Annotated in this window: 25 protein-coding genes; 3 read left to right on the plus strand and 22 right to left on the minus strand. The window is 67.7% G+C overall.

All coding sequences use genetic code 11. From position 1 onward, the window contains the following. Nucleotides 1–105: 105 nt before the first annotated feature. The 6 genes from NUV79_RS18850 to NUV79_RS18875 all read right to left on the minus strand — a co-directional run bounded on the left by NUV79_RS18850 (nucleotide 106) and on the right by NUV79_RS18875 (nucleotide 7055). Entirely contained in the window at nucleotides 106–1701 is a 1596-nt protein-coding gene (locus NUV79_RS18850) for a porin (RefSeq protein ID WP_257734602.1), read from the minus strand. Between the two features lie 58 nt (nucleotides 1702–1759). Continuing rightward, complete coding sequence (locus tag NUV79_RS18855) at nucleotides 1760–3019, minus strand: YeeE/YedE family protein (protein WP_257734603.1); 1260 nt, start codon at nucleotides 3017–3019, stop codon at nucleotides 1760–1762. A gap of 15 nt (nucleotides 3020–3034) precedes the next feature. After that, nucleotides 3035–3970 (minus strand): sulfurtransferase, encoded by a 936-nt coding sequence (locus NUV79_RS18860; protein ID WP_257734604.1) that lies wholly within the window; start codon nucleotides 3968–3970, stop codon nucleotides 3035–3037. Between the two features lie 166 nt (nucleotides 3971–4136). Next, on the minus strand, nucleotides 4137–4763 hold the full coding sequence (locus NUV79_RS18865) for a GNAT family N-acetyltransferase (protein WP_257734605.1): 627 nt from the start codon (nucleotides 4761–4763) through the stop codon (nucleotides 4137–4139). 214 nt (nucleotides 4764–4977) lie between these two features. Next, nucleotides 4978–5886 (minus strand): DMT family transporter, encoded by a 909-nt coding sequence (locus tag NUV79_RS18870; RefSeq protein WP_257734606.1) that lies wholly within the window; start codon nucleotides 5884–5886, stop codon nucleotides 4978–4980. Between the two features lie 11 nt (nucleotides 5887–5897). Beyond that, entirely contained in the window at nucleotides 5898–7055 is a 1158-nt protein-coding gene (locus tag NUV79_RS18875; protein ID WP_257734607.1) for a trans-sulfuration enzyme family protein, read from the minus strand. 128 nt (nucleotides 7056–7183) lie between these two features. Between NUV79_RS18875 and NUV79_RS18880 the strand changes: the two genes are divergently transcribed. Both NUV79_RS18880 and NUV79_RS18885 read left to right on the plus strand, forming a co-directional pair. After that, nucleotides 7184–7645, plus strand: coding sequence for an Lrp/AsnC family transcriptional regulator (locus NUV79_RS18880; RefSeq protein WP_257734608.1), 462 nt, complete (start codon nucleotides 7184–7186; stop codon nucleotides 7643–7645). Nucleotides 7646–7764: 119 nt separating this feature from the next. Then, nucleotides 7765–8928 (plus strand): AGE family epimerase/isomerase, encoded by a 1164-nt coding sequence (locus tag NUV79_RS18885; RefSeq protein WP_257734609.1) that lies wholly within the window; start codon nucleotides 7765–7767, stop codon nucleotides 8926–8928. Here the strand turns inward: NUV79_RS18885 and NUV79_RS18890 are convergent. The 10 genes from NUV79_RS18890 to NUV79_RS18935 form a co-directional block, all read right to left on the minus strand. Then, a complete protein-coding gene (locus tag NUV79_RS18890; RefSeq protein ID WP_257734610.1) occupies nucleotides 8925–9908 on the minus strand; it encodes an ABC transporter ATP-binding protein in 984 nt (327 codons plus the stop codon). The two genes, NUV79_RS18885 and NUV79_RS18890, sit on opposite strands and share 4 nt — an antisense overlap. Next, entirely contained in the window at nucleotides 9905–10885 is a 981-nt protein-coding gene (locus NUV79_RS18895; RefSeq protein WP_257734611.1) for an ABC transporter ATP-binding protein, read from the minus strand. Before NUV79_RS18895 ends, NUV79_RS18890 begins: the two co-directional genes overlap by 4 nt. Continuing rightward, complete coding sequence (locus NUV79_RS18900) at nucleotides 10882–12426, minus strand: gamma-glutamyltransferase family protein (protein WP_257734612.1); 1545 nt, start codon at nucleotides 12424–12426, stop codon at nucleotides 10882–10884. Before NUV79_RS18900 ends, NUV79_RS18895 begins: the two co-directional genes overlap by 4 nt. After that, entirely contained in the window at nucleotides 12426–13322 is an 897-nt protein-coding gene (locus tag NUV79_RS18905; RefSeq protein WP_257734613.1) for a polysaccharide deacetylase family protein, read from the minus strand. The genes NUV79_RS18900 and NUV79_RS18905 overlap by 1 nt, the downstream gene beginning before the upstream one ends. Nucleotides 13323–13334: 12 nt before the next feature. Beyond that, a complete protein-coding gene (locus NUV79_RS18910) occupies nucleotides 13335–14120 on the minus strand; it encodes an SDR family NAD(P)-dependent oxidoreductase (protein WP_257734614.1) in 786 nt (261 codons plus the stop codon). Nucleotides 14121–14131: 11 nt separating this feature from the next. Further along, entirely contained in the window at nucleotides 14132–14989 is an 858-nt protein-coding gene (gene nikC / locus NUV79_RS18915) for a nickel transporter permease (protein WP_257734615.1), read from the minus strand. Continuing rightward, complete coding sequence (locus NUV79_RS18920) at nucleotides 14986–15912, minus strand: ABC transporter permease (protein ID WP_257734616.1); 927 nt, start codon at nucleotides 15910–15912, stop codon at nucleotides 14986–14988. The genes nikC and NUV79_RS18920 overlap by 4 nt, the downstream gene beginning before the upstream one ends. A gap of 6 nt (nucleotides 15913–15918) precedes the next feature. Beyond that, nucleotides 15919–17424, minus strand: a complete 1506-nt coding sequence (locus NUV79_RS18925; RefSeq protein WP_257734617.1) for an ABC transporter substrate-binding protein — start codon at nucleotides 17422–17424, stop codon at nucleotides 15919–15921. Next, nucleotides 17421–18200: a GntR family transcriptional regulator gene (locus NUV79_RS18930; RefSeq protein WP_257734618.1), complete on the minus strand. Its 780-nt coding sequence runs from the start codon at nucleotides 18198–18200 to the stop codon at nucleotides 17421–17423. Before NUV79_RS18930 ends, NUV79_RS18925 begins: the two co-directional genes overlap by 4 nt. Before the next feature lie 151 nt (nucleotides 18201–18351). Next, on the minus strand, nucleotides 18352–19551 hold the full coding sequence (locus tag NUV79_RS18935) for an MFS transporter (RefSeq protein WP_257734619.1): 1200 nt from the start codon (nucleotides 19549–19551) through the stop codon (nucleotides 18352–18354). 93 nt (nucleotides 19552–19644) lie between these two features. On the opposite strand from NUV79_RS18935, the gene NUV79_RS18940 reads away from it, so the two are divergent. Next, nucleotides 19645–20397, plus strand: a complete 753-nt coding sequence (locus NUV79_RS18940) for an AraC family transcriptional regulator (RefSeq protein WP_257734620.1) — start codon at nucleotides 19645–19647, stop codon at nucleotides 20395–20397. A gap of 10 nt (nucleotides 20398–20407) precedes the next feature. Here NUV79_RS18940 and NUV79_RS18945 read toward each other — a convergent pair whose 3' ends face one another. Genes NUV79_RS18945 through NUV79_RS18970 form a run of 6 tightly spaced genes read right to left on the minus strand, consistent with a single transcriptional unit; the run spans nucleotide 20408 to nucleotide 26401 of the window. Continuing rightward, nucleotides 20408–21289, minus strand: a complete 882-nt coding sequence (locus NUV79_RS18945) for an ABC transporter permease (protein ID WP_257734621.1) — start codon at nucleotides 21287–21289, stop codon at nucleotides 20408–20410. A gap of 1 nt (nucleotide 21290) precedes the next feature. Beyond that, nucleotides 21291–22223 (minus strand): ABC transporter permease, encoded by a 933-nt coding sequence (locus NUV79_RS18950; RefSeq protein ID WP_257734622.1) that lies wholly within the window; start codon nucleotides 22221–22223, stop codon nucleotides 21291–21293. Next, on the minus strand, nucleotides 22223–22948 hold the full coding sequence (locus NUV79_RS18955; protein ID WP_257734623.1) for a glycerophosphodiester phosphodiesterase: 726 nt from the start codon (nucleotides 22946–22948) through the stop codon (nucleotides 22223–22225). The genes NUV79_RS18950 and NUV79_RS18955 overlap by 1 nt, the downstream gene beginning before the upstream one ends. After that, nucleotides 22945–23937 (minus strand): ABC transporter ATP-binding protein, encoded by a 993-nt coding sequence (locus NUV79_RS18960; protein ID WP_257734624.1) that lies wholly within the window; start codon nucleotides 23935–23937, stop codon nucleotides 22945–22947. The genes NUV79_RS18955 and NUV79_RS18960 overlap by 4 nt, the downstream gene beginning before the upstream one ends. Further along, complete coding sequence (locus tag NUV79_RS18965; protein ID WP_257734625.1) at nucleotides 23934–24797, minus strand: ATP-binding cassette domain-containing protein; 864 nt, start codon at nucleotides 24795–24797, stop codon at nucleotides 23934–23936. Before NUV79_RS18965 ends, NUV79_RS18960 begins: the two co-directional genes overlap by 4 nt. After that, nucleotides 24794–26401: an ABC transporter substrate-binding protein gene (locus NUV79_RS18970; RefSeq protein ID WP_257734626.1), complete on the minus strand. Its 1608-nt coding sequence runs from the start codon at nucleotides 26399–26401 to the stop codon at nucleotides 24794–24796. Before NUV79_RS18970 ends, NUV79_RS18965 begins: the two co-directional genes overlap by 4 nt. Between the last annotated feature and the right edge of the window lie 39 nt (nucleotides 26402–26440).

The following is a 26440-nucleotide window of genomic DNA, read 5'->3' on the forward strand; positions in this document are numbered from 1 at the left end:
CGGCCGCTCCCACGCACTGAGAGACTCGATCCGGCGAAGGTCGCTGCTGCTTGATGGTTTCCCACCGCCTGGCCCGTGCCGACGCCTGCGCGATCGAGCGCCGCATCAGAAGGTTCGTTCGAGGAAGAGCTGTGCCGAGCTCTGCCGGCCGGAAAGGCTCGCCGCGCGCGCGTTTCCGGCGATGTCGAGTTTCTGCCAGGCGACGGAGCCCTCGAGACCGAGGCGCAGTCCATCGACCGGCGCCCAGACCAGGTTGGCCGCCACGCGGTCGATCTGGATACGGCCAGCCAGCCCGGAGGCGTTCGGAATCGAGAGCCGGTAGCGGCTGACATAGGCGTTGCTCGACCATTCGTCGGTCCATTCCCGCCCGATCGCGGCGACGCCGGACCAGCCGCGCGTCGTCAGGTCGCCGGTCAGGACCGAAAAGGCTGTGCGCTGATCGAGCCTGGAGCCGATATAGGTCGCCGCGTCCACGGCGCCGGCGACCTGGGCGGTCAGCTTCATCGGTCGGCCCAGAAGCGTCTTCTCCCAGGTCGCGCCGAGGATCGCGGCCCGGCCAACGCGGCTGGAGCCGCCACCCGGCAAGTCCCGCGCCGCGAGGGCCCCGTGCAGCGTCAATCCGCCCTGTTCGTAGAGAAAGCGCGCGACACCGTCGGGCACACGATTTCCCCGGGTCGGCAACACCGCGCGCCGGTCGGCGGAGGTGTCTTCGGCCGAAAGCGACAGGCTGAGCTGTTCGGTCAGCTGGCGCTCATAGCCGATCAGCGCCACGGTGCGGCTCGGAACCCGCCCGACGAAGGCGAATTCGTCGCCGGCCCAGAAATCGAAGCGCGAGCCTGCCAACCCGAAAACGAACGCGCCGAAGGTGACGCTGGCCTCGCTCATCGTGAGCTCGCTGCCGCCCTCGCTGGTCGTGTCCACCGAGAATTCGAAGGCACTCGCCAGATAGCTGCCATTGGCAAGCGTCTGTCCGGTCTCGATCCGGAAGGTGGTGCTCAGGGGGAAGCTGGTCGCGCTCTGCGGGACCAGCCCGGTCGCCCGCGCCAGCGCATTCGCCTTGTAGTCGTCGCGCTGAATCCCGGCATTGACCGAGCCGGACACGGCGATGCAGGTGCCTGAGCCCGGCGAGACGAAGCCGCGAGGGCTTTCGTCATCCTGATCCTCGTCGTCCTCATCATCGGCGTCGTCGTCCTCATCGCTTGCCGCGGGGGGCTTCGAGGCGGTGGAGAAGGAGAAAAGCGGAGCCGGGTCCGGAGGCGTGATGGTGCAACTGCGCAGGAACAGCGGCGGTTTGCTGGCGGCGCTTGCTTGCGAACCTGCGAAGATGAAAAAACAGGCGGCGGCGAGCACCGTCGCGGCATGAAACACGGCCGCGATCGATGGAGTGCCGCGCTGCGGCGGCGGAGGACGTTTCTCGTCAGGCCGCATGCGTTGGGCGAGAAACAGGGGCCGCTCGGTCGCTCGTCGCATGTGAGCGCGGAAAGCGCTGCGAAATCTCCAGCACTGATCGGCCCCCTCGCTCATCACTGCCATCCCATGTGAACAAGAGAATAGCTTGCGTCGATGGCTCGCTTCAAATGCCGCGACATATTGGTTTGCACGCTGGCATTCACGCCGGGCGCCAGTGGCCGGGTAAAACGCCGGGATCGCGCATGTCACCCGCAGGGAGATGCTGCGGCAGATCGCGATCACCGACGGCATCAACCCGTTTTGACGTTTCTCGTAGCCCAGCGCGAGGCTTCTCGTTCGCCTTCGCGCCTTACAGGGGCCACCCTGCCCACCGTCCGAGCTTCAGCGTAGCGGTGGCGCCGATGCCGAGCGCCGCCGCGAAGACCCAGCCCGAGAGGGCGCCAGCCGAAATGCCCGAGAGCAGCGTGCCCACGGTGCAGCCGAGGCCGAGGACGGTGCCCCAGCCGAGCAGGAGGCCTCCGCTCAATCCACGTAGCGCCTGGCCGCCGGTCGGCCGACGCGGCTTGAATTCGCCCGCAGCCAGCGCCGCGATCAGCGCGGCTGCGACGAGGCCGGCGATGAACAGTCCGTTCGGCGTCAGCACGGTGTCGCGGATGACGGTGGCGCAGCCGCGGAAACTGTCGAGACCTTCGAGCCGAGACGGCAGCAACTCGAAGGCACCGGCGAGCTGGCGCGAGCGCGAGCCGATCTCGGCCGTCACGCCCAGTGGCGATACGCGCAGATAGGCGGCAACCCCGATCAGGCCGACGAGCAGGCCGCCCAGCCAGGCCGGCCAGCGTTGCCGGAATACGGCGACGAGAGGATCGCGCGGCGGTTCCGGCCGCGCGGGAAGGCTACCTTTGCGCAGGAGGAGCCAGGCCAAGGCGGCCAGGACGGCGAGGGACGTGGCCAGCGCGCCGCCATAGCCGAGATGGCGCGGCAGCCATGGGACCGGCGCCCCCGCGATCGTCCAGAGATAGAGCCCGTTCCAGCTCTGGAAGCCCAGGATGAAGCCGCCGACGGCCCCAAGCAGGGCGAAAGGCGCGGTCGGCGAGCCCTCGCCGAGACGGTAGAGATGGGCGCTGAGGCAGGATCCTGAAAGCGCCATCCCCGCTCCGAAGGCGAGGCCGGCAAGCACGAGCGCGAGGCTTACCGGTCCGATATGGGCTGTTGGTGGCAGGCGCGTGCCCGACGGGTCCGGCAGCCAGGCGCCGAAGATCAGCGTGTAGCCGGTGATGCCGACGGCCAGCGCCGTGACGATGCCGAGCAGGCCGCGCGGATCACGGCGGTCCAGCCAGTCGCGCCAGATGCAGAGGAAGCAGAAGCGCGAGCGCTGGATCACGAAGCCGAAGGTGGCGCCGAGGATGAGCGACAATTGCAGCTGCGGCGCCGGATCGCCATGGCGGCCGATACCGATGATCGCCAGTGCGAGGAGGGCGGTAAGGCCAAGCGCGGCGAGGATGCCCCGGGACAGCCCGGAAGCGCGCTCGGCCACGGCAGCCGGAGCCGCCATGGTCGTTTCACGGGCGCGCTGGTAATCCAGCGCGCCGCTTTCGTCGGACAGGCTCATCGGCGCGGCGGCGGCTTACTTGCCGCCCCAGACGGTGCCGGCGGGGTTGCTGATCGGCAGGCCGACGGTGTTGCCGTACTCGGTCCAGGAGCCGTCATAGTTCGCGACCTGATAGCCGAGCACGCGCGACAGGATGAACCAGGTGTGGCTGGAGCGCTCGCCGATGCGGCAGGTGGTGATCACCGGCTTCGAGCCGTCGATGCCGACATTGGCGTAGAGCTTCTTCAATTCCTCCGGCGATTTCAGCGTGCCGTCGGCCTGGTTGACCGCCTGGGCCCAGGGCACGTTGACGGAACCGGGGATGTGGCCGGCGCGCAGGGCAAGTTCCTGGAAGCCGGCCGGCGCGATGATCTTGCCGGAGAACTCATCGGCCGAGCGGATGTCGAGCACGCGCGCCTCGGACTTCTTCTCGACGGTGGCGACGACATCGGCGAGCCGGGCGCGCAGCTTGCGGTTGGGCTCGGCCACGGTGAAGGCGGAAGCCTTGGCCGTTAGTGGATTGGTCGAAACCGGGCGCTTCTCCAGCTCCCATTTCTTGCGGCCGCCGTCGAGCAGCTTCACGTTGTCGCGCAGGCCGTAGATGTCGAACACCCAGGCGCCCCAGGCGGCGAACCAGTTGTTGCTGTCGCCGTAGAGGACGATGGTGACGTCCTTGTCGAGGCCGAGCTTGCGGGCGAGCGCCTGGAATTTCTCCGGCTTGGCGATGTCGCGCTCGACCGTATCGACGAGGTCGGTATGCCAGACGACATTCTGCGCGCCGGGGATATGGCCGCGCTCGTAAAGGCCGGGCTCGACGCTGACCTCGACGATCCGCACCTTCGGATCGCTCAGATTCTTCTCCAGCCAGTCGGTGGTGACGAGCGGGCCGGAATTGGCAAGCGCGGCACCGCCCAGCAGCAGGGCCGCTGCGAGCGTAATGGCGCTCCGGCGCAGCAGGGACAGGGCGAACATGGCGCGATCTCCTTGAGATTGAAAGCTCCGCCATGATTTCGCCACGCGCCGGCTTGCGGAAGCCGAACAGGATTTTTTTGTTTGGGCGTTCCGGAGAACGAAGGAGTTGTACGACCTTCGTTCAAGAAAATGACGTTGCGGAACGATCCGAATTGGGCGCCGGGCCTTAGGCCGCAGCCGTGCGATGGGCGGACAGCCTTGCCGCGATCCTGGCCTCCTGCGCGGCCTTGACCGGCCCGACGCGGGCGGTCGCTTCTTCCAGCGAGGCAGCGGGTGGATAGGCCGGTGTGCTGGAGGCGACACCGGCCTTCGCGCCGATATGCTTCTCGAAGGGCAGCGAGCGATAGAGCGTTGGATCGGCGCTCACGTCGAAGAGCGGCCGGTAGCCGAGCGAGAGATAGAGCGATGTCGCCTCCGGCTGCCGGAAGCCGGTGGTGAGATAGGCGCGAGTATAGCCGAGATCGGCGGCCGCTTCCTCGAGCGCGAGCACGATACGCCGTGCCAGTCCCTGACGGCGCAGGTCGTCGCGCGTCCAGATGCGTTTCAGCTCGGCGGTCTCGTCGTCATGGCTCATGAAGGCGCCGCCAGCGATCGTCTCGTCGCCGCGCCGCAACAGCAGGAAGCCCCCGAGCGGCGGAGCGAAGGCCTCCGCCGGGTAGCGCAGGATTTCGGAGCGTGCGCCGCCGGGGCGGCTGTTGAACCCGTAACGGCCGTCATACTCGGCGATGAGGCCTTCGAGCAGAACCTCCGCTCTGGGGTCGAGCGGAGATGATCTCACGATCAGGTCAGGCATGACGAGATTCCATCCGTTGTCGTGGAGCGTTGAATTGGCTCGCGACATTCGATGGCGCTCGATTGTCAATCAATACTCTGCAGAAAATAAGTATATTTGAATTGAGTTGGCGTTTTGTGAAGTTCGATATTTCTAGTATCTATCGATTGGGGAGATTGAATGTGCCCGTGCTTATGGCCAAGGCACTCGTCTCTCCACCGCTGTCCGGCACAGCTCAGACCGGGCGGCGCGGAGGGGCGCGCCGCAATGCCAGCGCGACGCCGCCGATGGTCAGCACGATCGCGAACATCTCCCGGAGCCCGAGCGTTTCGCCGAGCAGAGGGACGGCGGTGATCGTCCCAACGACCGGGACGATCAGCATGCTTGTGGCCGCGACCGCGGTCGGCAGCCGTTTGAGCGCGCCGAACCAGGTAAGATAGCAAAGCGCCATCGGGCCGACGGCCATGTAGGCCAGCCCGAGCGCTCCCGGGACCGAGAGCGCGGTGATGTTCGGCCGCTCCAGCAGGAGCCCGAGGACCACCATCGGCAGGCAGCCGAGGGCGACCTGCCAGGCCGCGACGGCCGGGCCCGGCATCGCGAGGGGCTTCTTCGCCGTGACCGTGCCGAACGCGAACAGCACGGCCGCCGCGAAGGCGAAGAGCACGCCGGGAAGCTTCGCCGCTGTGAAGTCGGGGCCGCCCATCAGAACGGCCATGCCGGTCATGCTGAGCCCTAGCGCAACCAGGCTGCGCCGGGTTGGCCGCGCGCCGAGCAGGGGCCAGGCCATCAACATCGCCCAGATCGGCATCGAATAGGCGATCAGGGCGCCTTCCGAGACCCTGAGCCAGTTCAGTGCGAGCGCGGTAAAGCCCATCCAGGCGAAGACGTTGATCACCGCCGCAACCACGAGAGGCACGCGCGCCTCCTTCGGCACAGCAAGGCTGTCGCCGCGCGCCAATGCCAGCAGGGCGAGGCAGAGCGCGCCGATGAGGCCGGCCGTCCCCCGCGCGAAGAGTGGCGGCCAGTCCTGCAGGACGAATTTCAGCACCGTCCAATTGAGGCCCCAGCCGAAGGCCGTGGCCAGCAGCAAGACCTTGCCGACCGCCTGACTGGCCGGCACGGAAGCGGAGCCTGTCGTGGTCATGGCACGGCGTCTTACGCGCGATGTCCGGCCTTCAGGGCCTGATCGAGATCGGCGTAGAGGTCGTCGATATCCTCGATGCCGGTCGAGAGGCGCAGCAGGTCGGTCGGGCAGGGCGAGCCCGCGCCTTCGATCGAGGCGCGGTGCTCGATCAGGCTTTCGACGCCACCGAGCGAGGTCGCGCGCTTGTAGAGCTCGACATGGGCCGCTGTCTTGATCGCGGCAGCCTCGCCGCCGGTGACCTGCACCGAGAGCATGAAGCCGAAGCCGTTCTCCATCTGCCGCGCCGCGATGTCGTGGCCGGGATGCTGCGGCAGGCCGGGATAGAGCACGCGCGCCACCAGCGGATGGGCCGAGAGCCGCTGCGCCAGCGCCATCGCGGACGCCGCCTGCCGCTCCTGCCGGACATGGAGCGTGCGCATGCCGCGCATCAGCAGATAGGCTTCGAACGGGCCGAGAATGCCGCCCTGGCCCTTGCGGACCGTCTTGACCCGGTTCCAGAATTCATCGTCCTCGCGGGCGCAGAGCGCGCCGGCCACGACATCGGAATGGCCGTTCAGCACCTTCGTCGCCGCGTGCATCACGATATCGGCGCCGAGCGCCAGCGGGCGCGTGTGCACCGGCGAGGCACAGGTCGAGTCGACCGCGAGCTTCGCCCCGGCCTTGTGCGCGATCTCCGCCGCACCAGCGATATCGGTGATGGTCCAGAGCGGGTTCGACGGGGTCTCGATCCAGACGAGCTTGGTCGCGCCCGGCTTCACGGCGGCCTTCAGCGCGGCGAGATCGTCGGTTTCGACGAAATCGACCTTGATGCCCCAGCGCGTCGCCTCGTTGAGCAGCCAGGCGCGCAACGCCCAGTACATCACCTTGGAGGCGACGACATGGTCGCCCGGCGAGAGCGCCTGAAACACGGCGGTCGCCGCCGCCATGCCCGAGCCGAACAGCAGCGCGCCGGCCTGTGCTTCCTCCAGCATGGCGAGCACGGCCTGCGCCTCATGCACCGTCTCGTTATCCGGCCGGCCATAGATGAAGCCGGTCGAATAGCCGTTATCCTCGTCGCGGATATAGGTCGTCGAGATATGGATCGGCGGCACGACGCCCTTGGTGGTCGGGTCGATCTTGCCCATGGCCTGCGCGGCAAGGCTTCTCTTGGTCCACTTCGTCGCAGTCATGACCCGCTTTCCGGTTTGGTCGCCACCGACAGGGGCGGCATCTAATCCAGATCATGCCGGCAAGCGCTTGGCGATTGTCGCCCATTTTTGCTATCGAGTGACGAATTTCGCCAATCATAGGGTGGGTGGTGGCCAAAGCAGTCGACCTCGACAAGTTCGATTACGCCCTGCTGCAAGAGATGCAGGCCGATAACCAGACGCCGGCGCGCGTGCTGGCCGAGCGGGTTGGCCTGTCCCAGAGCGCGGTGTTGCGCCGGCTGAGGCGCCTGCGGGCGGAAAAGGTCATCACGGCGGATGTCTCGATCGTCAGCCCGGAGGTGATGGGCGTGCCGGTGACGGTGCATGTCACCGTCTCGATCATCCAAGGCTCTCGGACCTATGGCGATTTCGCCCGCAAGCTGCAGGCCCGGCCCGAAGTGAAGCAGGCGTCCTATGTCACCGGCGGCGCCGATTTCGTGCTGCACCTGCAGGTCGAGAGCATGGCGGCCTACGCCGCCTTCACCCGCGAGGTCTTCCACGATGATCCCAATGTCGCGGAATATCACAGCTATATCGCCATGCGCGAAGTCGTCGGCCGGGGCGCGACATAAGCGGGGTTGCCCGTCTTGGCGCCTGCTCGGGCAGCGGCTATCGATCCGACGTGCTCGCGATGGCGCAGTTCCTCTGCACTCTGCCTCGCCCATGGTTTTCTCCCCGGGGGTATCGTCCGATGAAGCCTGAAGAAGCCTTGGGAACTGCCGCGGGCTTGCCGTCGAAGGCGTGGCTCCGGGAAAACCTCATCCCGGCCTGGATCGATCGCGCTGTCAGGCCCGGCCATGCCGGCTTCGTCGAGATGTTCGATCCGGCCGATCCGGATCGCGATCCCGGCCCGGTTCGGACGACGCTGGTCACGGCCCGGCTGACCTATGTCTTCAGCCATGCCCATCTGCTCGATCCGCAGGGGAAGGCGCTCGCCGCCGCCCGCCACGGCTTCGCTTTCTTGCGCGATGCCTGCCGGGAAGGGGGGCAGAGCCGTTTCCTGCATTCCGTCCGCGAGGACGGCACACCGATCGATGCTCGCACCGATCTCTACGACCTCGCCTTCGTGCTCTTCGCCATGGCCTGGTATTACCGCGCGACGCGGGACGATCAGGCGCTCGCCATCGCCAATGAGGTGATCGGCTTCATCGAAAGCGAGATGGCGCATCCACAGGGCGGCTTCGCCGAGGATACGCTGGGCACGCTGCCACGGCGGCAGAACCCGCATATGCATCTGCTCGAGGCCTTCCACGCTTTGGTCGAGGCGACCGGCGAACAACGCTGGCTCGATCGTGCCGATGCGATCGTGCGGCTCGCCCGCGAGCACCTGGTCGATACGGAGACCGGCACGCTCGGCGAGTATTTCACGGATGACTGGCAGCCTATTCCCGGCGCGGCCAGCCAGGTCTGCGAGCCCGGCCACCACTTCGAATGGACCTGGCTTCTGCTCCATCACTGGCGCCTGACGGGAGACGCACAGGCGCGCGATCTGGCGGAGAGACTCTACGGCTTCGCCATCCGGCACGGCCTCGACGATGGCGCGGCAGGTCCGCTTGCCGCCTTCGACGTGTTCGACCGATCAGGCCATGTCACGGCGCCGACGAAGCTGCTCTGGCCTCAGACTGAGGCGATCAAGGCTTTCCTGGCCCGGATCGAATTCCTGGATGACGCCGACGCGGCGGTGCGTCTCGATCTCCATCTCGCCAGCCTGTTCCGCTGGTTCGTCACGCCTGAAACGGGCCTCTGGCTCAACCAGCTCGCGAAGGACGGAACGCCCCGGCAGACCGTCATTCCGGTGCGGGTACTCTACCATCTCCTGCTCGCTCTGGCCGAATGGGAGCGCGTCCGCGGTTAGCCAGCCGTCTGCCGCCCGACATGGACGCAGGCGGCCTCGGTCCCGGTAACCCCGGCGGCGAGCGGGAAGCGGTCATTGGCGCAGATTGCGACCCGCTCCGGGCAGCGTGTCACGAAGGGGCAGCCGACCGGCGGCGAAAGCGGGCTCGGCAGGTCGCCGCTCAGGATGATCTTCTCGCGGTTGCGTTGCGCGCGCGGGTCCGGCAGCGGGATCGCCGAGAGCAGGGCCTTGGTATAGGGGTGCTGCGGTCGCTCGAAGATCGCATCGACCGGGCCTTGTTCGGCGACCGTGCCGAGATAGAGCACCATCGCCTCGTCGGCGATATGCCGGACGACCGAGAGATCATGCGAGATGAAGAGATAGGACAGGCCGAGATCGCGCTGCAATTCGAGCAGCAGGTTCAGCACCTGCGAGCGGATCGATACGTCGAGCGCCGAGACCGGCTCGTCGAGCACGAGCAGGCGCGGCGACAGGGCGAGCGCCCGCGCGATGACGACGCGCTGGCGCTGTCCGCCCGAGAGCGCGCTCGGCAGCCGTTCGGCCAACGCTGAGGGCAGGCCGACGCGGTCCAGCAGTTCGGCGACGCGGGCCTTGCGGTCGGCGCGGCTGCGTCCTGCGATGGCGAGCGGCTCGCTGATGCTGTCTGCGATGGTCATCTTGGGGTCGAGCGCCGAGGACGGGTCCTGGAAGACGATCTGGATGTCCTGCGCCAGCGCCGCCCGCTCGCGGCCCTTGAGTGCAGTGATGTCGCGCCCGTCGAAGCGGATCGTGCCGGCTGTCGCCCGCTCCAGCCCGACCACGGCATAGGCCGTTGTCGACTTGCCGCAGCCGGATTCGCCGACCAGCGCCAGCGTCCGCCCGGCCTGGAGGTCGAGCGAGATGCCGTCGACCGCCTTGACCACGCCGCCCGGCGTGCCGATGCCGCCGCGCAGCGGGAAATGCACCTTGAGGTCGCGAACCTCTAGCAGGGGGGCGCTCATGCCATCGCCTCCAGCCGGTCGACATGCCAACAGGCGGCGTTATGGGACGCTCCGACCGCCACGGCCGGTGGCACCTGTTCGCATGCTTCGTCGGCGAGCGGGCAGCGCGTGCGGAAGCGGCAGCCTTCCGGCCAGGCGCCGGCCGGCGGCACCATGCCCTCGATCGTGCGCAGCACCGTCTTTCTGGCGCCGTCGAGCTTCGGGATCGTGCCGAGCAGCAGGCGGGTATAGGGGTGGCTGGGTTCGGCGAAGATGGCATCGACCGGGCCGCTCTCGACGATCCGGCCGCCATACATCACACAGACATCGTCGGCGAGATCGGCGACCACGCCCATGTCATGGGTGATCAGCACGACCGCGCTGCCCACTTCGTCGCGCAAGCGGCGCATCAGGTCGAGAATCTGCGCCTGGATGGTGACGTCGAGCGCGGTCGTCGGCTCGTCGGCGATCAGCAGGGAAGGTTGGCAGATCAGGGCCGATGCGATCATGATGCGCTGGCACATGCCGCCGGAAAGCTCGAACGGGTATTGCCGGGCGCGCCGCGCCGGATCGGGAATGCCGACGCGTGCCATGATCGCGATGGCCTCCTCGCGCGCTTCGGCCCGTGACAGCCCGCGATGCAGGAGCAAGGCTTCCTCGACCTGCTCGCCGACGCGCATCAGCGGGTTCAGCGAGGCTACCGGCTCCTGGAAGATGATCGCGGCATCGTTGCCGCGCACCTGCGACAGCTCCGCCTCGGACAACCCCGTCAATTCACGTCCGCCGAGCCGGATCGAGCCGGCGGAAACCCGTGCGGCGCCCGGCAGCAGCCCGAGCACGGAGAGCGCCGTCAGGCTCTTGCCGCAGCCGGATTCGCCGACGATCGCGAGGATGCGACCGGTCTCGACGCCGAGCGAGACGCCATCGACGATGCGGTTGCCGTCGATCTCGATGGCGAGCCCCTCGATCGCCAGCATCGGGTCGGCGCGTTCGCTCATACCGAGGCTGCCGCGACCGCAGCCCAGGGGCTGGTCGGATGCGCCATGCCGAGGAAGCCGCCATCCTCCGCCCGCATCACGGCGGAGGGCACGGAGAAATTCACGGGGTAGAGCGTGTCCTCGACGACCTCGACCGGGAAGGCGCCGGCGATCCGCGCCGCGACATCGGGCTCCGCCCGGGCATCGACCTTGATGCGCGGCGTGGAGGCGTCGATGCGCGGCCGGTGGAAGACGTCCTCCAGTGAGAGCCCGAAATCGGCCATGCCGGAAATCATCTGCAGGAGAGTCGGGAAGATCGTGCGGCCGCCGGCGGCGCCGATCGCAAGCCAGGGCCTGCCGTCGCGGCTGAGCACCAGCGGGCACATGTTCGCCAGCGGCTTGGCGCCGGCCGCGATGCTGTTGGGCTGGCCGGGGCGCGGGTCGAACCACATCATGCCGTTGTTCATGATGATGCCGGCCCGCGGCAGCGCCACGCGGGCGCCGAAGCGCGAGAGCAGCGTGTTTGTCAGCGAGACCATGTTGCCGTCGCGATCGACGACGCTGACATGCGAGGTGCAACCCGCTTGCGGTGTCGCGGCATGGCCCATGCTGTTGAGCCTCACCGCGTAGGCCTCGCGGATCGCGGTCGCATAGGTCAGCGCCGCATCGGCCTCGGTGCTGCCCTGGCCGAGGCCGCGCGCTTCCACGCGCCGCGCGGCATCGAAGAAGGTCGGGCCGCCGCTGAGGCCGGGGATGGCGGCGATGTCGAGATCGCGATAGCGCCCGGTCAGGGCCGGCGACCAGACGGCTTGATAACAGGCGAGATCCTCAGCGCGGATCGACGAGCCGCCGGCGTCGAGATCGCCGGCGATCCGGCGCGCGGTCTCGCCCTCGTAGAAGTCGCGGGCGCCGGCCTTCGCCAAGCGCTTCAGGAGTTCGGCTTTGGCCGTCATCGGCTTGAAGCGGCGGGTATCGGCGCCGGCCTTGGGCGGCTGGCCGTTATCAAGGAGGAGCGCGGAAATCGCCGGATCGCGCGACAGGCCGGCGACCTCGACCGCGATGCACAGCGCCGCATACCAGTCGATCTCCAGCCCGCGTTCGGCATGCTCGATCGCCGGTTGCAGCGCCTCATCCCAGGAAATCGTGCCATGGCGTTCGAGCGCCGCCGCAAAACCGGCGATGGCGCCGGGCACGCAGATCGCGCCATAGCCGGCGACGTTGCGCTCGCCGACCACCGAAGGCCAGGCGAACCAGTTGCCCGAACCGGCCTCGGTCAGCGGATAGTCCGCGGGGTCGAGCCCGCGCGGCGAACGCACGTTGAAATCGAGCGTGTCGAGCGCGCCCGTCTTGCCATCGGCGTGGATCAGGAAGCCGCCGCCGCCCACGCCGGACAGCCAGGGCTCGACGATGCTCAGCACCAGCACGGTGACGATGGCCGCATCCATCGCATTGCCACCGCGCGCGAGCACGGCAGCACCCGCCTCGGCCGCGTGGCGGTTCTGCGCGGCAACGAGCCCGTGCGGCGAGCGGACGGCCGGGCGGCGGATACTGAAGGTCTGCATCAGGCTTTGGTCCGGAAGCGCAAGGGCGCGCTCGGCTGCGGCAGGCGCATCGGCACGCTGAAGCGCTGGGAATTGGCGCTCGCGGCGTGATGCGCCGCAAGCTCGCCGACGGTCGCGATCCAGGTGCCGGGCGAGGCGGTCACCACGTCGAGCAGCTTCTCCAGCATGCGGACGCGCCCGGCGCGGCCGGAGATCCAGTCATGGACGGTGAGCATCATCATCCGCCCCTCGCGATGCAGCACCTCCCATTCGTCGAGCCAGGCGTCGAGGATGCCGTTCTGGGCCGATGGCGGAGCACGGTCCTGCGCACTGCCGGTGAAGCGGAAATAGACGGCATCATCGACGGCCCAGAGCACCGGGACCTGCGTGACGCCGTCGATCGTATAGGGATGGTCGAAGCCCATCAGCGAGGAATCGTAGAGCCCGCGCCGCTTCACCTCCTCCAGCATGTAGGGCGTCATCTCCCAGGCCGGCGAGCGGAAGCCCTTGGGCACGACGCCCGCCTGGCTCTTGAACAGCGCGAGCGACTCGTCCATGGCGCGGGCGAATTCCTCCGGCCCGGCCTCGGTCGCCAGCTCGTGGAAATAGCCGTGCAGGCCGATCTCGTGACCGCGCGCGACGAAGGCCGGCAGTAGCTCCGGGTGGTTCTTCGCGATCAACCCCGGCACGAACAAAGTCGCCTTGATGCCGTAGCGATCGAGCAGGTCGAGCAGGCGCCAGATGCCGACGCGCGGGCCGAACAGTCTTTGCTCGATCTGGCCGAGCGCGACCGGCGCGCTTTCCGGCAGGCTCCACTGGTAGGGGCTCTCCGCATCGACATCGATGGTGAAGCAGAAGGCGCTCGACTTGCCCTCTGGCCATTCATAGGCGGGGCGGGCGGCGTTCGGGGCGGTCATGTCTTGGCCTCCTCAGAGCGCCTGCTTCTTGTCCTGATGGACGGCGAGCGAGCCGATCGAGTTGCCGCCATCGACCGTCAAGGTCGCGCCGGTGACATAGGCCGAGGCGTCGCTGGCGAGATAGAGCAGGGCGTTGCCGACATCGGCGCGCGAGGAGGCCCGGCCGAGCGGAATCTGCGCGATGGTGTTCTGGATATGCGCGTCGGTCAGGGCGCTGACCGTGCTGCCGGCGGCGAAGCCTGGCTCCAGCGCGTTGGAGCGGATGCCGTATTCGGCGAGCTCGACGCCAAAGCCCTTGGTCAATCGGTCGAGCGCGGTCTTCGACATCGAATAGACGCAGGCCGTGCGGCGCATCTTGCGCGAGGCGCCCGACGAGATGTTGATGATCGAGCCCTTCACGCCCTTGCGCACCATCTGCGTCGCAAGCTCGCGGGTCAGGATGAACGGCGCCCGCAGGTTGATCGCGAGGATGCGGTCGAACTCGGCCGTCGGCGTGTCCAGCAGGAAGGCGCTCGGATAGATGCCGGCATTGTTGACGAGGATGTCGGCGGCGCCCCAGCGCTTGCCGATCTCCCCTGAGAGCGCGACGATCGAAGCCTCGTCGGTGAGGTCGGCCGGCATGACGAAGCTCTCGCTCGAGAGGCCCATCGCCTTGGCCTGCGCCTCAAGGTCACCAGCGCGCGCATCGGTCAGGCAGAGCGTGGCACCAGCCTCGTGCAGCACCTCGGTGATCCAGCGGCCGATCACGCCGCAGGCGCCGGTGACGACGGCGCGCTTCCCCTTGATGTCCTCGAACATGGGTAATTCCTTCAGCGATGGCGCGGATCGAGGCGGTCGCGAACGGCGTCGCCGGTGAGATTGACGGCGAGCACCAGCACGAACAGGCAGATGCCGGGGAGCGTGGCGACCCACCAGGCGGTCGCGACATAGTTCCGGCCGGTCGAGAGCATCGCGCCCCAGCTCGCGGTCGGCGGCTGGACGCCGAGCCCGAGGAAGGAGAGGCCGGCCTCGAACAGGATCATCAGCCCGAATTCGAGCGTCGCGACGACGCTGACCGCGCCCACGATATTGGGCAGGACATGGCGGAAGAGCACGCGCGGCGCGCTCGCTCCCATCAGCGCCGAAAGCCGGACATAGGGCATGTTCGCGACCGACAGCGTCTGGCTGTAGGCGATGCGGGCGTAGCGCGGCCAGCGTGTCAGCGCGAGCACCATGATGACGTTGACGATGCCGGGGCCGAGCACCGCGACGGTGATGATCGCGAGCAGGATCGCCGGGATCGACAGGAAGACGTCGACGACGCGCATCACCGCGATCTCGACCCAGCCGCGCCGGTAGCCGGCGATCATACCCAGCGTCGTCCCGACCACGCCGGAGAGCACGACGGAGGCGAAGGCGACCATCAGCGAGATGCGCGCGCCATGGATGACGCGGCTGAGCAGGTCGCGGCCGAGCTCGTCGCTGCCGAGCCAGTAATGGAAGCTGCGTGAGACCGTGCCGGGCGGCTTGAGGCGGCCAAGCAGGTTCTGCTGGTTGGGATCATAGGGCGCGAGCCAGGGCGCGAGGACTGCGACCAGAACGACGAGCACGATGATGCCGACCGGCCACCAGCGCCACAGGCCACGACTCTTGCGGCGCGGTATCGGGCTTGCGGCTGCGACGCTCACCGCCCCCCCTCCAGCACGATGCGCGGATCGACCAGGCTGTAGAGCAGGTCCGAAAGCAGGTTGAGCAGCACGGTGACGAAGGCGCCGAGCAGCACCACGCCCTGCACGATCATGAAATCGCGCGCCAGGATCGCCTGCACCGTCACCTGTCCGAGGCCGGGCCAGGCGAAGACCGTCTCGACGATGACCGCGCCGGCCAGCAGGTTCGAGATTTCGAGCGCGGCGACGGTGATGACCGGGATCGAGGCGTTGCGCGCGAGATGGCGGATGAGCAGCCGGCCGCTGCGGACGCCGCGCGAGCGGGCGGTGCGCACATAATCCTTGGAGAGTTCGTCGAGCAGGGCCGAGCGCGTGATCCGCGCGAAGGTCGCCATGCTCAAAAGACCGAGCGCGAAGGACGGCATCACGAGATGCGAGAGATCTCCGGTGGAGGAGGGCGGCAGCCAGCCGAGCAGCACCGAGAACACCAGGATCATCAGGATGCCGCTCCAGAAGGTCGGCATGCTCTGTGCGGCGAGGACGAAGCCGGCGGCCGCCTTTGCCGCGGGCGAGTTGCGGAAGATCGCGAGCAGGATGCCGATCGGCACGCCGATGCCACAGGCGACGGTGAGCGCGCCGGCCGCCAGCATCAGCGTATAGGGCAGGCGTGAGGCGATGATCGTCGTCACCGGCACGCGCTGCACCACCGATTGTCCGAGATCGAAGCGCGCGAGCTCGCCGAGGAAGTCGAGATATTGCACCACCAATGGTCGATCGAAGCCGAGCTGGTGGCGCAAGGCTGCGATGTCCGCCTGCGTCGCCGTCTCAGGCACGAGCAGGTAGGTCGGGTCCCCCGTCAGGCGTTGGACGAAGAAGATCAGCGTCACCACCCCGAGGATGGTGACGAGCGCCTGGCCCAGCCGGCGGAGCAGGAAACCCGGCACCGCGGCTCAGTCCTTCCAGCTCATCCGGTTGATGAACATGCTTTCGTTCGGCGTCGGCTGGAAGGTCAGGTTCTTCGCCGCTCCATAGATCACCACCGCCTGATAAAGCGGCACGACCGGCACGTCGGTGGCGACGATCTCATGCACCTGCTTGTAGGCGGCGAGGCGCTTGTTCGTGTCGAGCGTCGCGCGTGCTTCTTCCAGCAGGGCGTCCATCTTTGGATTGCGATAGGCCGACCAGCCGCTGCTCTTGTGCAGTAGCGGGAAGAGCACGCCGTCGGCATCCTGGCAGGCGCAGGACCAGCGGCCGAAGCTGAGCAGCGAAGTGGCTTCCGGCCCGGCCTGGGCGCGCTTGAGATAGGTCGCCATGTCCGACATCGCGATCTTCACGTTGAAGCCGGCATCGACCAGCATCTGCTGGATCGCCTGGACGATGCGCTGGTCGAAGACGGGTGCGGTGGCGAGGTCGATCTCGGCTTTCGCGGCGGGGCCGGCCTCGGCGATCAGGGCCTTCGCCTTGGCGAGGTCGTGCTCCGGCGCCTTGATGCCGTCGATCCAGCCGAAGATCGCCGGGGTCAGCAGTTCCGGAACCGGCTTGTCATGGCCGCCGAGCAGGCCGTCGATCATCGCCTGCTTGTCGAGCGCATAGGCCGCCGCCAGCCGGAGCTTGGGATTGTCGAAGGGCGGCTTGGTCGTGTTGAGCCGGACATAGGCGACGCGTTCGGTCAGGCCGATCAGGGCCTGGGCCTTGGGCGAGGCCTTGAGCTGGGCGGCCTGGTCGGCATCGAGCGTGACGACGAGGTCGCTCGATCCGGCCTGCAGGTTGGCGAGGCGGGTCGCCGCATCGGGAACCGCGCGGAAGGTCACGGCCGGGAAGGGCGGCTTGGTGCCCCAATAGGCGTCGTTGCGCGTGAGCTGGACGTTCACGCCGCGCTGCCAGGACTCGAACTTGTAGGGGCCGCTGCCGACGGGCTTCAGGTTGAAGGCGTCCTTGCCGACGGCCTCGACGACGGCCTTGGGCACGATCGAGAGCTTGACGAGTTGCGCCAGCAGAGCCGGGTAGGGGCCGGCGGTGACGAGTTTCACCTTGGTCGGCGAGAGCGCGACCGCATCGGTGATCTTGTCGAACTGGCCGAGCTGGGGGCTGGCGAATTTCGGATCGGTGATGCGCTTGACGCTGAAGACGACATCGTCGGCGGTCAGCTTCGAGCCGTCATGGAAGGTGATGTCGCTGCGCAGGTCGAACTCGATCTCGGTGTCCGAGAGCTGCTTCCAGGCGGTGGCGACCTGCGGGATGATCGCGCCCTTGTCGTCGCGGGTGACGAGATTGTCGAAGATGTTGCGGTAGACGTAGTAGCTGTCCGGGTTCCACTGCACCTGCGGGTCGAGCGAGGACGGCTCGTTGACGAGGTCGACGACGAAACGATCCTTGGCGGCCAGCGCGGGCCCGGCCGCGAGGCCGAGAGCGGTGGCGACGAGGAAGACGGCTGCGGCTTTCGAAACACGGCTCATCGCGATTTCTCCCCGGATATGGTGGTGGACGGCTTGCGGTCGTTCGTGCTCCGGCGTGCCCGGCGGCTGCGCACGGAAACGGGCTGGTCCTGCGGGAGCAGGCGGGCGGCGGCGAGGAAGCCATGCGCCACCGCATCGATGAAGCGCTTCTGCTCATGCTGAAGCGCCAGAAGCGCGGCCGCGCGATCGCCGCGCAGGAGCGCATCGAGCAGCGGGCGCGGATCGGTCGCGGGCGGCGTCGCGCCGGCGAGTTCGAGCGCGCGCGCCAGACGCTCGGTGTGGTCCCAGAGATCGCGCAGCCAGACCGCGATGAAACCGCCGGTCCGTTGTGCGAGCAGGTCGAGCGCCTGCCGGCACAATTGCTGGGCCATGGTGCGCGCGGAAGGATCGTCCCGCCCGATGACGGCGTCGATCGCGCCCCGCAGGCTGCCGAGGAGGGCCGTGCTGCGCTCATCGAGCGGCGTCTCGACCAGCGTCGGCTCGATCCGCAGCCGTGCCTCGACGATCGCGCTCGCCAGCGCGCCATCGACCGTCGCGACGCGCCAGCCCTGCCTTGCGTGGCGCGCGACGAAGCCGGCGCCGGCAAGCTCCGTCAGCGCAACGCGGACAGCCGCGCGCCCCAGCCCGAAACGCTGTGCGAGATCGCCTTCATGGACATAGGTGCCGGGCGCGAGCTCGCAGCGCACGAGCGCTTGCCGCAGGCGCCGGCCCGCGAAGGCGATGTCGCTCTCCGCTGCCGGCGGCTTGGGAAGAGAAAAGGGCGATTGATCGAGCATGAGCCATGCTGGCTCAGTTTCTAGCATCTGACAATCATTTTGTGAGATGTCAGAAACGCATGATCAAGGATGTTTGAGCCCCGCTATGCATGGCGGGGCTATGCCTCGATCCCGATTGAATGATCGGCCGGCAGCCTGCGCTGCCGGAGGCCTATTGCTCGGCAGTGACGGTGCTCGCCGCCGGCGCTGCCTGCGCCAGGAAGAAGAACGCCAGCGAGGCGCACCAGACGATCAGGCCGAAGATGGTGGCGCCGGCCAGCACCAGCCCGAACCCGCCTTGCGCATGCAGCAGGGCGAGCATCGGCACGACGAAGCCGCTGACCGTGAAGCCGAGGAAATAGCGCACGCTGAACGCCTTGGCGCGGTGCTGCGCCGGCACGTAGCGGGCGACCATCGCATCGTTGACGACGACCTGCCCGTAGATCGCGGCCATGGTCATGACGAGGCCGATCAGCAGCGGCACGCCGGAGGTCGTCGCCGCGAGCGCGAGGCCCAGCGGCTGGAACAGCGCGAGCCCGACGAACAGGGCCGGCAGCGTATAGCGGTCGACCAGCCGGCCCATCAGCCATTGCGTGGCGGCGCCGAACACGAAGACCAGCGTCGCCAGCGAGCCAATGAGCGCCAAGGGCAGGTCGAGACCGAGCCGCTCGTCGATGACCTTGGGCAGCGCGATCGTGGTGATGTTGAAGGTCATGCCGCCGGCGATGATCGCGACGGCGAAGACGACGAGCAGCGCGACCGGCCTGCTGACGGGAATGAGCTCGGCCTTGCCGGAGCGGTTCGCTGACGGGCTTCCGTCGCCGGGCACGAGCGCGATGAACGCCGCCCCCAGCGCGAGGCAGACGAGCCCAGGCAGGATGAAGGCGAAGCGCCAGCCGAATTGCGCGGCGATGAGCGCGGTGACACCGGCGGCAGAGGCCGCGCCGAGATTGCCCCAGACGGCATTGACGCCGAGATCGCGGCCGAGCTGGCGGGCATGGCTGACCAGCATGGTCGACCCGACCGGGTGATAGATCGCCGAGGCCACGCCGAGCACGAGCAGCCAGCCTGCGAAGGCGGCGGGCCGGTCCGCGCTGGCGACGCCGAGGCAGGACAGGCCATAGCCGATGAAGAAGACCGCGAGCATGTTGCGCCGGCCGAACTTGTCCGAGAGCCAGCCCATCGGCAGGGAGCACAGGCCGAAGGCGACGAAGGCGCCGGTGGCGAGGCCGATCAGCTCGGCATAGCTGAGGTTCGTCTGCGCCGCGATGGCGATGACCGCGGTCGGGTAGATCAGCAGCACGAAATGATCGAGCGCATGGGCGGCGTTGACGAACAGAAGGGTGCGCCTGGACAGCGTCTCGGGACTCATGGGTGATCTCGCAGCGATGATGCGAAATCCTAGCTTGACCCGTTAAGCCTGTCGGGTCGTTATTCGACATGATCGGGCCAAAGAGAATGGGCAATGCGCAGCGAGAGCGAGGCCTATCAGACGGTGCCACGCGCAGTTGCCGTGATGCCGAAGAGCTATGAGGCCGGCGCGAGCACGGGCTGGCACAGCCACCCGCGCGCGCAATTGCTTTACGCGACGGCCGGCCTGACGTTGGTGCGGGCGGAGGACGGCACCTGGGTGCTGCCGGCCCGGCACGCGCTCTGGATACCGCCGCGCCTCTCGCATGAGGTCAGGATGCATGGCGCGGTCTCGATGTGCTCGGCCTATATCGCGCCCGAGGCGGTCGGAATCCTGCCGACAGGGTGTCGCGTGCTGGAGGTCTCAAGCCTGCTGGCCTCGACGCTTGAGGCGCTCTCCGCCGAGCCGTTGCTCTATGACGAGGCCGGGCGCGGCGGCCATCTCGCCGCGCTGATCCTCGACGAGATCGCGCGGGCACCGGAGACGGCGCTGACGCTGCCTCTGCCGCGCGATCCGCGCCTGCGGCGGATCTGCGATGCGCTGCTGAAAGACCCGGCGCTGGACATCGATCTCGACGGCTGGGCCGAGCGGGCCGGTGCGAGCCGGCGCACGCTGACGCGCGGCTTCCGGGCCGAAACCGGGATGAGCTTCGGCGATTGGCGCTCGCGCCTGCGTGTGCTCAGGGCGATGACGATGGCAAGCGATGGCGCTTCGCCGCAGCAGGTCGTCAAGGCAGTTGGCTATGCCGACCAGCGTGCGCTGCGGATGGCGGCGCGACGGGTTCTCGGCCGGGCCGATCTATCCTGACGAAGACCGGTCAGCGTGATTGCAGCGTCGGGTCGAGTCGGTCCCGGATCCAGTCGCCGACGATCGAGATCGACATCGTCGTCAGGAAGATCGCCATGCCCGGCAGCACCGCGATCCACCAGGCGCTGGTCAGATAGGCGCGGCCGGCGCCCAGCATCTGGCCGAGGCTGGTCAGGGGCGGGCGGATGCCGAGGCCGAGGAAGCTGAGCGAGGTCTCCAGCAGGATCACTTGCGGGAAGTTCAGCGTGAACTGGACGATCAGCACGCTCAGGATGTTCGGCAGGACATGCCGGAGATAGACATGGCGGGCCGGTGCGCCGAGCGCGGTCACGGCCGTCGCATAGCCCTGCGTATTGGCGGCGATGACGACGCCGCGCGTTAGCCGCGCGAACACCTCCCAGCCATAGAAGCCCATGATCGCGACGAAGAGGAAGAAGCCACCGCCGAACAGGGCGATCAGCGCGAGCGCGATCATCATGAACGGCAAGGACGCCTGCACATCGGCCAGCATCATGATCGCCTCTTCGGTGAGCCCGCGGAAATGGGCAGCGATGAAGCCGAGCGTCGTGCCGATCAAGGCGCCGATCAGCGTGCCGCCGAGCGCGACGAGCACGCTGAAGCGGATTGCGTAAATCAGGCGGCTGAGGACATCGCGCCCGAGCTCGTCCGTCCCCAGCAGGTGCTCGGGCATGCCACCGAGGAAGCTCGGCGGCTTTAGGCGCTTCAGCAGCGATTGCGTGCGGTAGTCGTAAGGCGCGAGCCAGTCGGCAAAGAGGAAGATCAGGAGGATCAGGCCGAGCAGGACGAGCGCCGCGATCACGAGGGCCGGATAGCGCGCCTCGGCGCGGACCGGTGCGTCATCCTTCCGGCGGAACAGGGTCAAGAGCGCCATCTCAGCTCTCCGACCGGGCAGCGCGCATGCGCGGGTCGATCAGCGCATAGATCGCGTCGACGGCGAGATTGGCCAGCACCATCGTGATCGAGGTCATGATCAGGATCGCCTGAACCAACGCGAAATCGCGCGAAGTCACCGCGTTGACCAGAAGCCGCCCGACGCCAGGCACTGCAAACACCGTCTCGACGATGATCGAGCCGGCGACGAGGTCGCCGAGCTTGAGGCCGATGATCGTGATGATCGGGATCGCCGCATTGGGCAGGGCATGCCAGAGCACGCGGCGCGGCCGCGGCACGCCCTTGGCGCGGGCGGCGGTGACATATTGCTTGTTCAGCACCTCGAGCATGGCCGAGCGCGTGAAGCGGGCGAAGGTGCCGGCGAAATGCGTGCCCAGCGTGATCGCCGGCAGGATCAGGTGCCAGGTCGTCTGGTCGCCGGAGCTCGGCAGCAGGCGCCAGTGCAAAGAGAACAGCAGGATCAGCAGGATGCCAAGGAAGAAATTCGGCAGGCTGAAGCCGAGCACGGCGAAGCTCATCACGAAGCGGTCGATCGGCCGGTTGCGGTTCAGCGCCGCGACGATGCCAAGCCCGACGCCGAGCAGAAGGCCGAGCACGAACGCGATCAGCCCGAGCCTGAGCGTGCGCGGCAATGCTGCGGCGATCAATTCGAGCGCCGGGCGCTGGTCCGAGAGCGACAGGCCGAAATCACCCTGCGCGATCCCGGCGACATAGGAGGCGTATTGTTGCCAGAGCGGCCGGTCGAGACCGAATTTCTCGCGGTAATGTGCGATGACCTCGGCCGGCGCCTGGTCGCCGACCAGCGCCTCGATTGGGTCGCCCGAGAGATTGAGCGCGACGAAGGTCAGGGTCACGATCAGCCACACGGTCAGCAGACCGCGCGCGAGTTTCGTCAGGAAAAGCCGGCCCGGCATCACGACGCCTTGCGGCTCTGCAAGCCCGTCAGCAGGTCGGGATCGTTGAGCAGCACGGCCTGCGGCGCATGCGCGAGGATGGCGCGAAGGCCGTCGCCATCGACATCGCCGACGATGCGGCCGGTGCCGTTGCCTCCGGACGTGACCCAGACAGGCACGCGCCCCAGCAGCCGCGCCGCGACCGGGCCGTCGAGATTGCCTTCCCAGATTCGGAAGGCGCTCGCGCCGGCGGCGGCATAGTGATCCGGATTGGCCTTGTCGGGCAGGAAGGCGAGGACACGCAGGCCGGGCACCGTAAGCGTGGCATGTGCGACCTGAAGCACCTCGCGTGCGCCGATCCAGACCCGGTCGAGCACGCCGAGTTCACGGATCACCGCGAGCACCGCGTCGATGATCGCGAGGTCTTTCGTCTTGATGTCGATCAGCGCCTGGCGATGCGGGCAGATCGCGGCGAGTGCCTCTGCCAGCGTCGCGAGCTGCACACCGCCTGAGCGGGCGATGACCTTGAGGTTCTCATGCGACGTCTCCGCGATCGCGGCATCGCTTCCGGCGATGCGGACGAGATCGGGATCATGCAAGGCGATGACGACGCCGTCGGCGCTGAGCCGCGCATCGGTCTCGACGAGATCGGCTCCCGACGCGATCGCGGCGCGGTAGGCCTCCAGCGTGTTCTCGGGACAGCGCGCGGAATGGCCGCGATGGGCGATGACGAGCGGCCGGGTCATGACGCAACTCCCAGTTCACCAGCAAAATGGCAGCGGACGCTGCGGCCTTCACCCATCGGGCGCAGAGCCGGCATTTCGGCCGAGCAGCGCGGGCGGGCATGGGGACAGCGCGTGTGAAAATGGCAGCCGGCCGGCGGGTTGGCCGGCGAGGGCGGATCGCCTGTGAGCCGCACGGGCCGGGCTCCGCGCGAAGCCGAGAGGTCCGGAATCGCGGCGAGCAGGGCCATCGTGTAGGGGTGCATCGGCCCGCGATAGACAGGGTCGGTCGGGCCTTCCTCGACGATCTGGCCGAGATACATCACGGCGATGCGGTGCGAGAGCTTCTTCACCACGCGCAGGTCGTGCGAGATGAAGAGATAGGCGATGTCGAAGCGCTCCTGCAGCTCCTGCAGCAGCTCCGTCACCGTCGCCTGCACGGAGACGTCGAGCGCCGAGACCGGCTCGTCGCAGACGATCAGGCTCGGCTGCATCGCCAGAGCCCGCGCGATCACCACGCGTTGCGCCTGCCCGCCGCTGATCTGATGCGGGAAACGGTCGGCCATCTCTGGCGCGAGCGCCACCGCCTGCATCAGGCGCAGGACTTCGGCATCGCGCCCGCTGCGTTCGCCGATCGCGTGCAGGTCGAGCGGCTCGCGGATCTGCCGGCCGATGCTGAGCCGCGGGTCGAGCGCCGATTGCGGATTCTGGAAGATCATCTGGATGTCGCGGCGTTGCCGCTGCCAGTCCTTCGGCGTCAGGCTCGTGAGATCGCGGCCCTTGAACAGGATCTCGCCGCCGCTCGGCCGCTCGAGTCCGACGATCATCCGGCCGGTGGTGGATTTCCCGCAGCCGGATTCGCCGACGAGCCCGAGCGTCTCGCCAACACGCAGGGTGAGCGAGACGTCCTCGACGGCGCGGATCGTCCGCTGCGCCCGCAGGAAGGAACGGCCGCCGCCGAAATGCCGACGCAAGGCAGAAACGCGCAGCAGAGGCTCTGTCGCGCAGCTCATGACGCCGCCCGTTCGCGATAGACCGGGGCGGCGACATCGAGGCGCGGCATCGCAGCCAGAAGCTCGCGTGTATAGGGCGCTTCGGGTGCGTTCAGGACGCGCTCGGCCGGGCCGGCTTCGACGACACGGCCATGGCGCATCACCACGACATCGTCGGCCATCTCGGCGACGACGCCGAGGTCATGGGTGACGAACAGGATCGCCATGCCGAGCTCGGCCTTGAGCCTGTTCAGGAGGTCGAGGATCTGCGCCTGGATGGTCACGTCGAGCGCGGTTGTCGGCTCGTCGGCGATGAGCAGGCGCGGCTCGCAGGCCAGCGCCATCGCGATCATCACGCGCTGGGCCATGCCGCCGGAGAACTGGTGGACATAAGACGCGAGGCGCTGCTCCGGCTCGGGGATGCCGACGAGGCGCAACAGCTCCAGCGCGCGGGCCTGCCGCTGCGGCTCGGAGAGTGCGGTGTGCAGGCGCAGGGTCTCGCGCAATTGCGTCCCCACCGTATGCAGCGGATTGAGCGAGCCGAGCGGATCCTGGAACACCATGCCGATGCCGCGGCCGCGGATGGTTTCCAGCTCCGCCTCGCTGGCGGCGGCGAGGTCGCGCCCTTCGAACAGGATGCGTCCCGCCGTCCGGCGCCCGTTCCCGGGCAGCAGGCCGAGCACCGCCTGGCAGGAGACGCTCTTGCCGCTGCCGCTCTCGCCGACGATGCAGGTCGTCGTGCCCGGCCGCACCGCGAAGGACACTGCGTGCAGGATGTCGGCATAACCCTTCGCGGTGCGGAAGCCGACGGTCAGTCCCTCGACGGAGAGCAGCGCGTCGCTGCCCCCGTCGGTGCCGATCCTGCGCCCGCTCCCCGTCACTTCGCGGCCAGCGAGAAGTTCGAGGGGCGGAAATCCATGTAGTATTGGCTGTAGGGCGTCCAGTTGATGCCCTTCTTCACGCCATAGCCGGTGACGGGGTTGTAGAGCATCGTCATCGGCATATCGTCCTCGAAGGCCGTCAGCAGCTTGGCGAAGGCCGCGCGGCGCTTGGTCTCGTCGGTCTCGGCGGTCAGCTCCTTGGCGGCATCGTTGAAGGCCGGGCTCGCGCCATAGAGCTTCCAGGTCTTCTGGTTCTCGCTCTCGGGACCCCAGAGGGTCAGGATCGCACCAGACGGATCGGGCACGCGATAGGTGTTCGACCAGGCGAAGACCTGTGCGCCCGGCTTGCGTACCTCCTTGAAGCTGTCGACGAAATCGATGCGGGCGTTGATGCCGACAGCGCGCCACATCTCCTGGATCACCTGCGCCGCCTCGACATTGTAGAGGTAGTAGTTCGGGATCAGCCGGTAGGAGATTTCCTGGCCCTTGTAGCTGCTTTCCGCCAGCAGCTTCTTGGCCAGCGCCGGATCGTAGGCGTAGCCCTTGTTCTCCTTCACATACATCGGCCCGAAGCTCGCCAGCTGGTGGCCGTTCGGCGTATAGGTCTGGCTCTTCCAGAGCGCGTCGATCAGCGCCTTGCGGTCGATCGACAGGCTCATCGCGTGGCGCAGCTTCTTGTCGGCGAGAACGGGGTCGCTGGTGTTGAACTGGAGCACATGGCTGTTCTCCAGCGGCTCGGTCTTCACCGAGACGTCCTTGTAGCGCTTCAGGCCGTCCCACTGGTCCGGCGGCAATTCGACGGCGATGTCGAAATCACCCGCGACGAGGCCGGCGACGCGGGCCGCGACCTCGGGGACCGAGCGGAAGGTGATGGACTTGGCCGCAGGCCGGCCGCCGAAATAGCGGTCGAAGGCGGCGAGCGTGATCCTGTCGTTCTTTTGGTAGTCGACGAAGCTGTAAGGACCGGTGCCGACCGGCTTCCAGCGGAGGGCTTTCGCTGCCTGATCCATCCAGACCTTGGAATCGACCCCCTCCTTGCGGAAGGCATTCCAGGGCTCGTCACAGATCGCGAAGGACATGTAGCTCGACAGGCGATGCTCGATGATCGGATCATGCTGCGCCACCGTGATCCGTACGGTGAAGTCGTCGAGCTTCTCGACATTGGTGAAATTGCCGAAATAGATGCGGCCTTCCGGGTAATAGGCCTTCGGCCCCCAGAGGCGGTCCGGCGAGAAAGTCGCCAGCACGTCATTGGCGTCGAACGGGCTGCCGTCATGGCAGACGACGCCGCGGCGCAGCTTCAGGTCGAAGGTGGTCGGCGTGGTCCAGGACCAGCTTTCGGCAAGGCCGGGCACGAGATTGGCGCCGCCATCTGCCTTCGGCTTGGCGAAGTCGCGTCGGATCAGCGTGTCGAAGATCGAGTAGTAGATGCGGGTGTCGACATTGCCCGTGTGCTCGCCGGGGTCGAGCGAGCGTGCCAGCTCGTTCACCGCGACTGTGAGGGCAGGCCGCTCCTGCGCGATGGCGCTGGCGCCGGCTGCGATCGCGAGGCTTGCGCCGAGCATGACCCCGAATGGCGCTTTGCGTGTGGTCGAGTTCGTCATGGCATCCTCCCATCGGACAGGAATCGTTCGGTGTTCCGT

This window comes from Allobosea sp. 47.2.35 (assembly GCF_024655635.1).
In the GTDB taxonomy this organism is placed as follows: Bacteria; Pseudomonadota; Alphaproteobacteria; order Rhizobiales; family Beijerinckiaceae; genus Allobosea.

Coding starts and splice junctions, on each gene's coding strand:
- NUV79_RS18850 (WP_257734602.1), bottom strand. CDS start 1,701: ATGCCGTCGGTGATCGCGATCTGCCGCAGCATCTCCCTGCGGGTGACA.
- NUV79_RS18855 (WP_257734603.1), bottom strand. CDS start 3,019: ATGAGCCTGTCCGACGAAAGCGGCGCGCTGGATTACCAGCGCGCCCGT.
- NUV79_RS18860 (WP_257734604.1), bottom strand. CDS start 3,970: ATGTTCGCCCTGTCCCTGCTGCGCCGGAGCGCCATTACGCTCGCAGCG.
- NUV79_RS18865 (WP_257734605.1), bottom strand. CDS start 4,763: ATGCCTGACCTGATCGTGAGATCATCTCCGCTCGACCCCAGAGCGGAG.
- NUV79_RS18870 (WP_257734606.1), bottom strand. CDS start 5,886: ATGACCACGACAGGCTCCGCTTCCGTGCCGGCCAGTCAGGCGGTCGGC.
- NUV79_RS18875 (WP_257734607.1), bottom strand. CDS start 7,055: ATGACTGCGACGAAGTGGACCAAGAGAAGCCTTGCCGCGCAGGCCATG.
- NUV79_RS18885 (WP_257734609.1), top strand. CDS start 7,765: ATGAAGCCTGAAGAAGCCTTGGGAACTGCCGCGGGCTTGCCGTCGAAG.
- NUV79_RS18890 (WP_257734610.1), bottom strand. CDS start 9,908: ATGAGCGCCCCCCTGCTAGAGGTTCGCGACCTCAAGGTGCATTTCCCG.
- NUV79_RS18895 (WP_257734611.1), bottom strand. CDS start 10,885: ATGAGCGAACGCGCCGACCCGATGCTGGCGATCGAGGGGCTCGCCATC.
- NUV79_RS18900 (WP_257734612.1), bottom strand. CDS start 12,426: ATGCAGACCTTCAGTATCCGCCGCCCGGCCGTCCGCTCGCCGCACGGG.
- NUV79_RS18905 (WP_257734613.1), bottom strand. CDS start 13,322: ATGACCGCCCCGAACGCCGCCCGCCCCGCCTATGAATGGCCAGAGGGC.
- NUV79_RS18910 (WP_257734614.1), bottom strand. CDS start 14,120: ATGTTCGAGGACATCAAGGGGAAGCGCGCCGTCGTCACCGGCGCCTGC.
- NUV79_RS18925 (WP_257734617.1), bottom strand. CDS start 17,424: ATGAGCCGTGTTTCGAAAGCCGCAGCCGTCTTCCTCGTCGCCACCGCT.
- NUV79_RS18930 (WP_257734618.1), bottom strand. CDS start 18,200: ATGCTCGATCAATCGCCCTTTTCTCTTCCCAAGCCGCCGGCAGCGGAG.
- NUV79_RS18935 (WP_257734619.1), bottom strand. CDS start 19,551: ATGAGTCCCGAGACGCTGTCCAGGCGCACCCTTCTGTTCGTCAACGCC.
- NUV79_RS18940 (WP_257734620.1), top strand. CDS start 19,645: ATGCGCAGCGAGAGCGAGGCCTATCAGACGGTGCCACGCGCAGTTGCC.
- NUV79_RS18945 (WP_257734621.1), bottom strand. CDS start 21,289: ATGGCGCTCTTGACCCTGTTCCGCCGGAAGGATGACGCACCGGTCCGC.
- NUV79_RS18950 (WP_257734622.1), bottom strand. CDS start 22,223: ATGCCGGGCCGGCTTTTCCTGACGAAACTCGCGCGCGGTCTGCTGACC.
- NUV79_RS18955 (WP_257734623.1), bottom strand. CDS start 22,948: ATGACCCGGCCGCTCGTCATCGCCCATCGCGGCCATTCCGCGCGCTGT.
- NUV79_RS18960 (WP_257734624.1), bottom strand. CDS start 23,937: ATGAGCTGCGCGACAGAGCCTCTGCTGCGCGTTTCTGCCTTGCGTCGG.
- NUV79_RS18970 (WP_257734626.1), bottom strand. CDS start 26,401: ATGACGAACTCGACCACACGCAAAGCGCCATTCGGGGTCATGCTCGGC.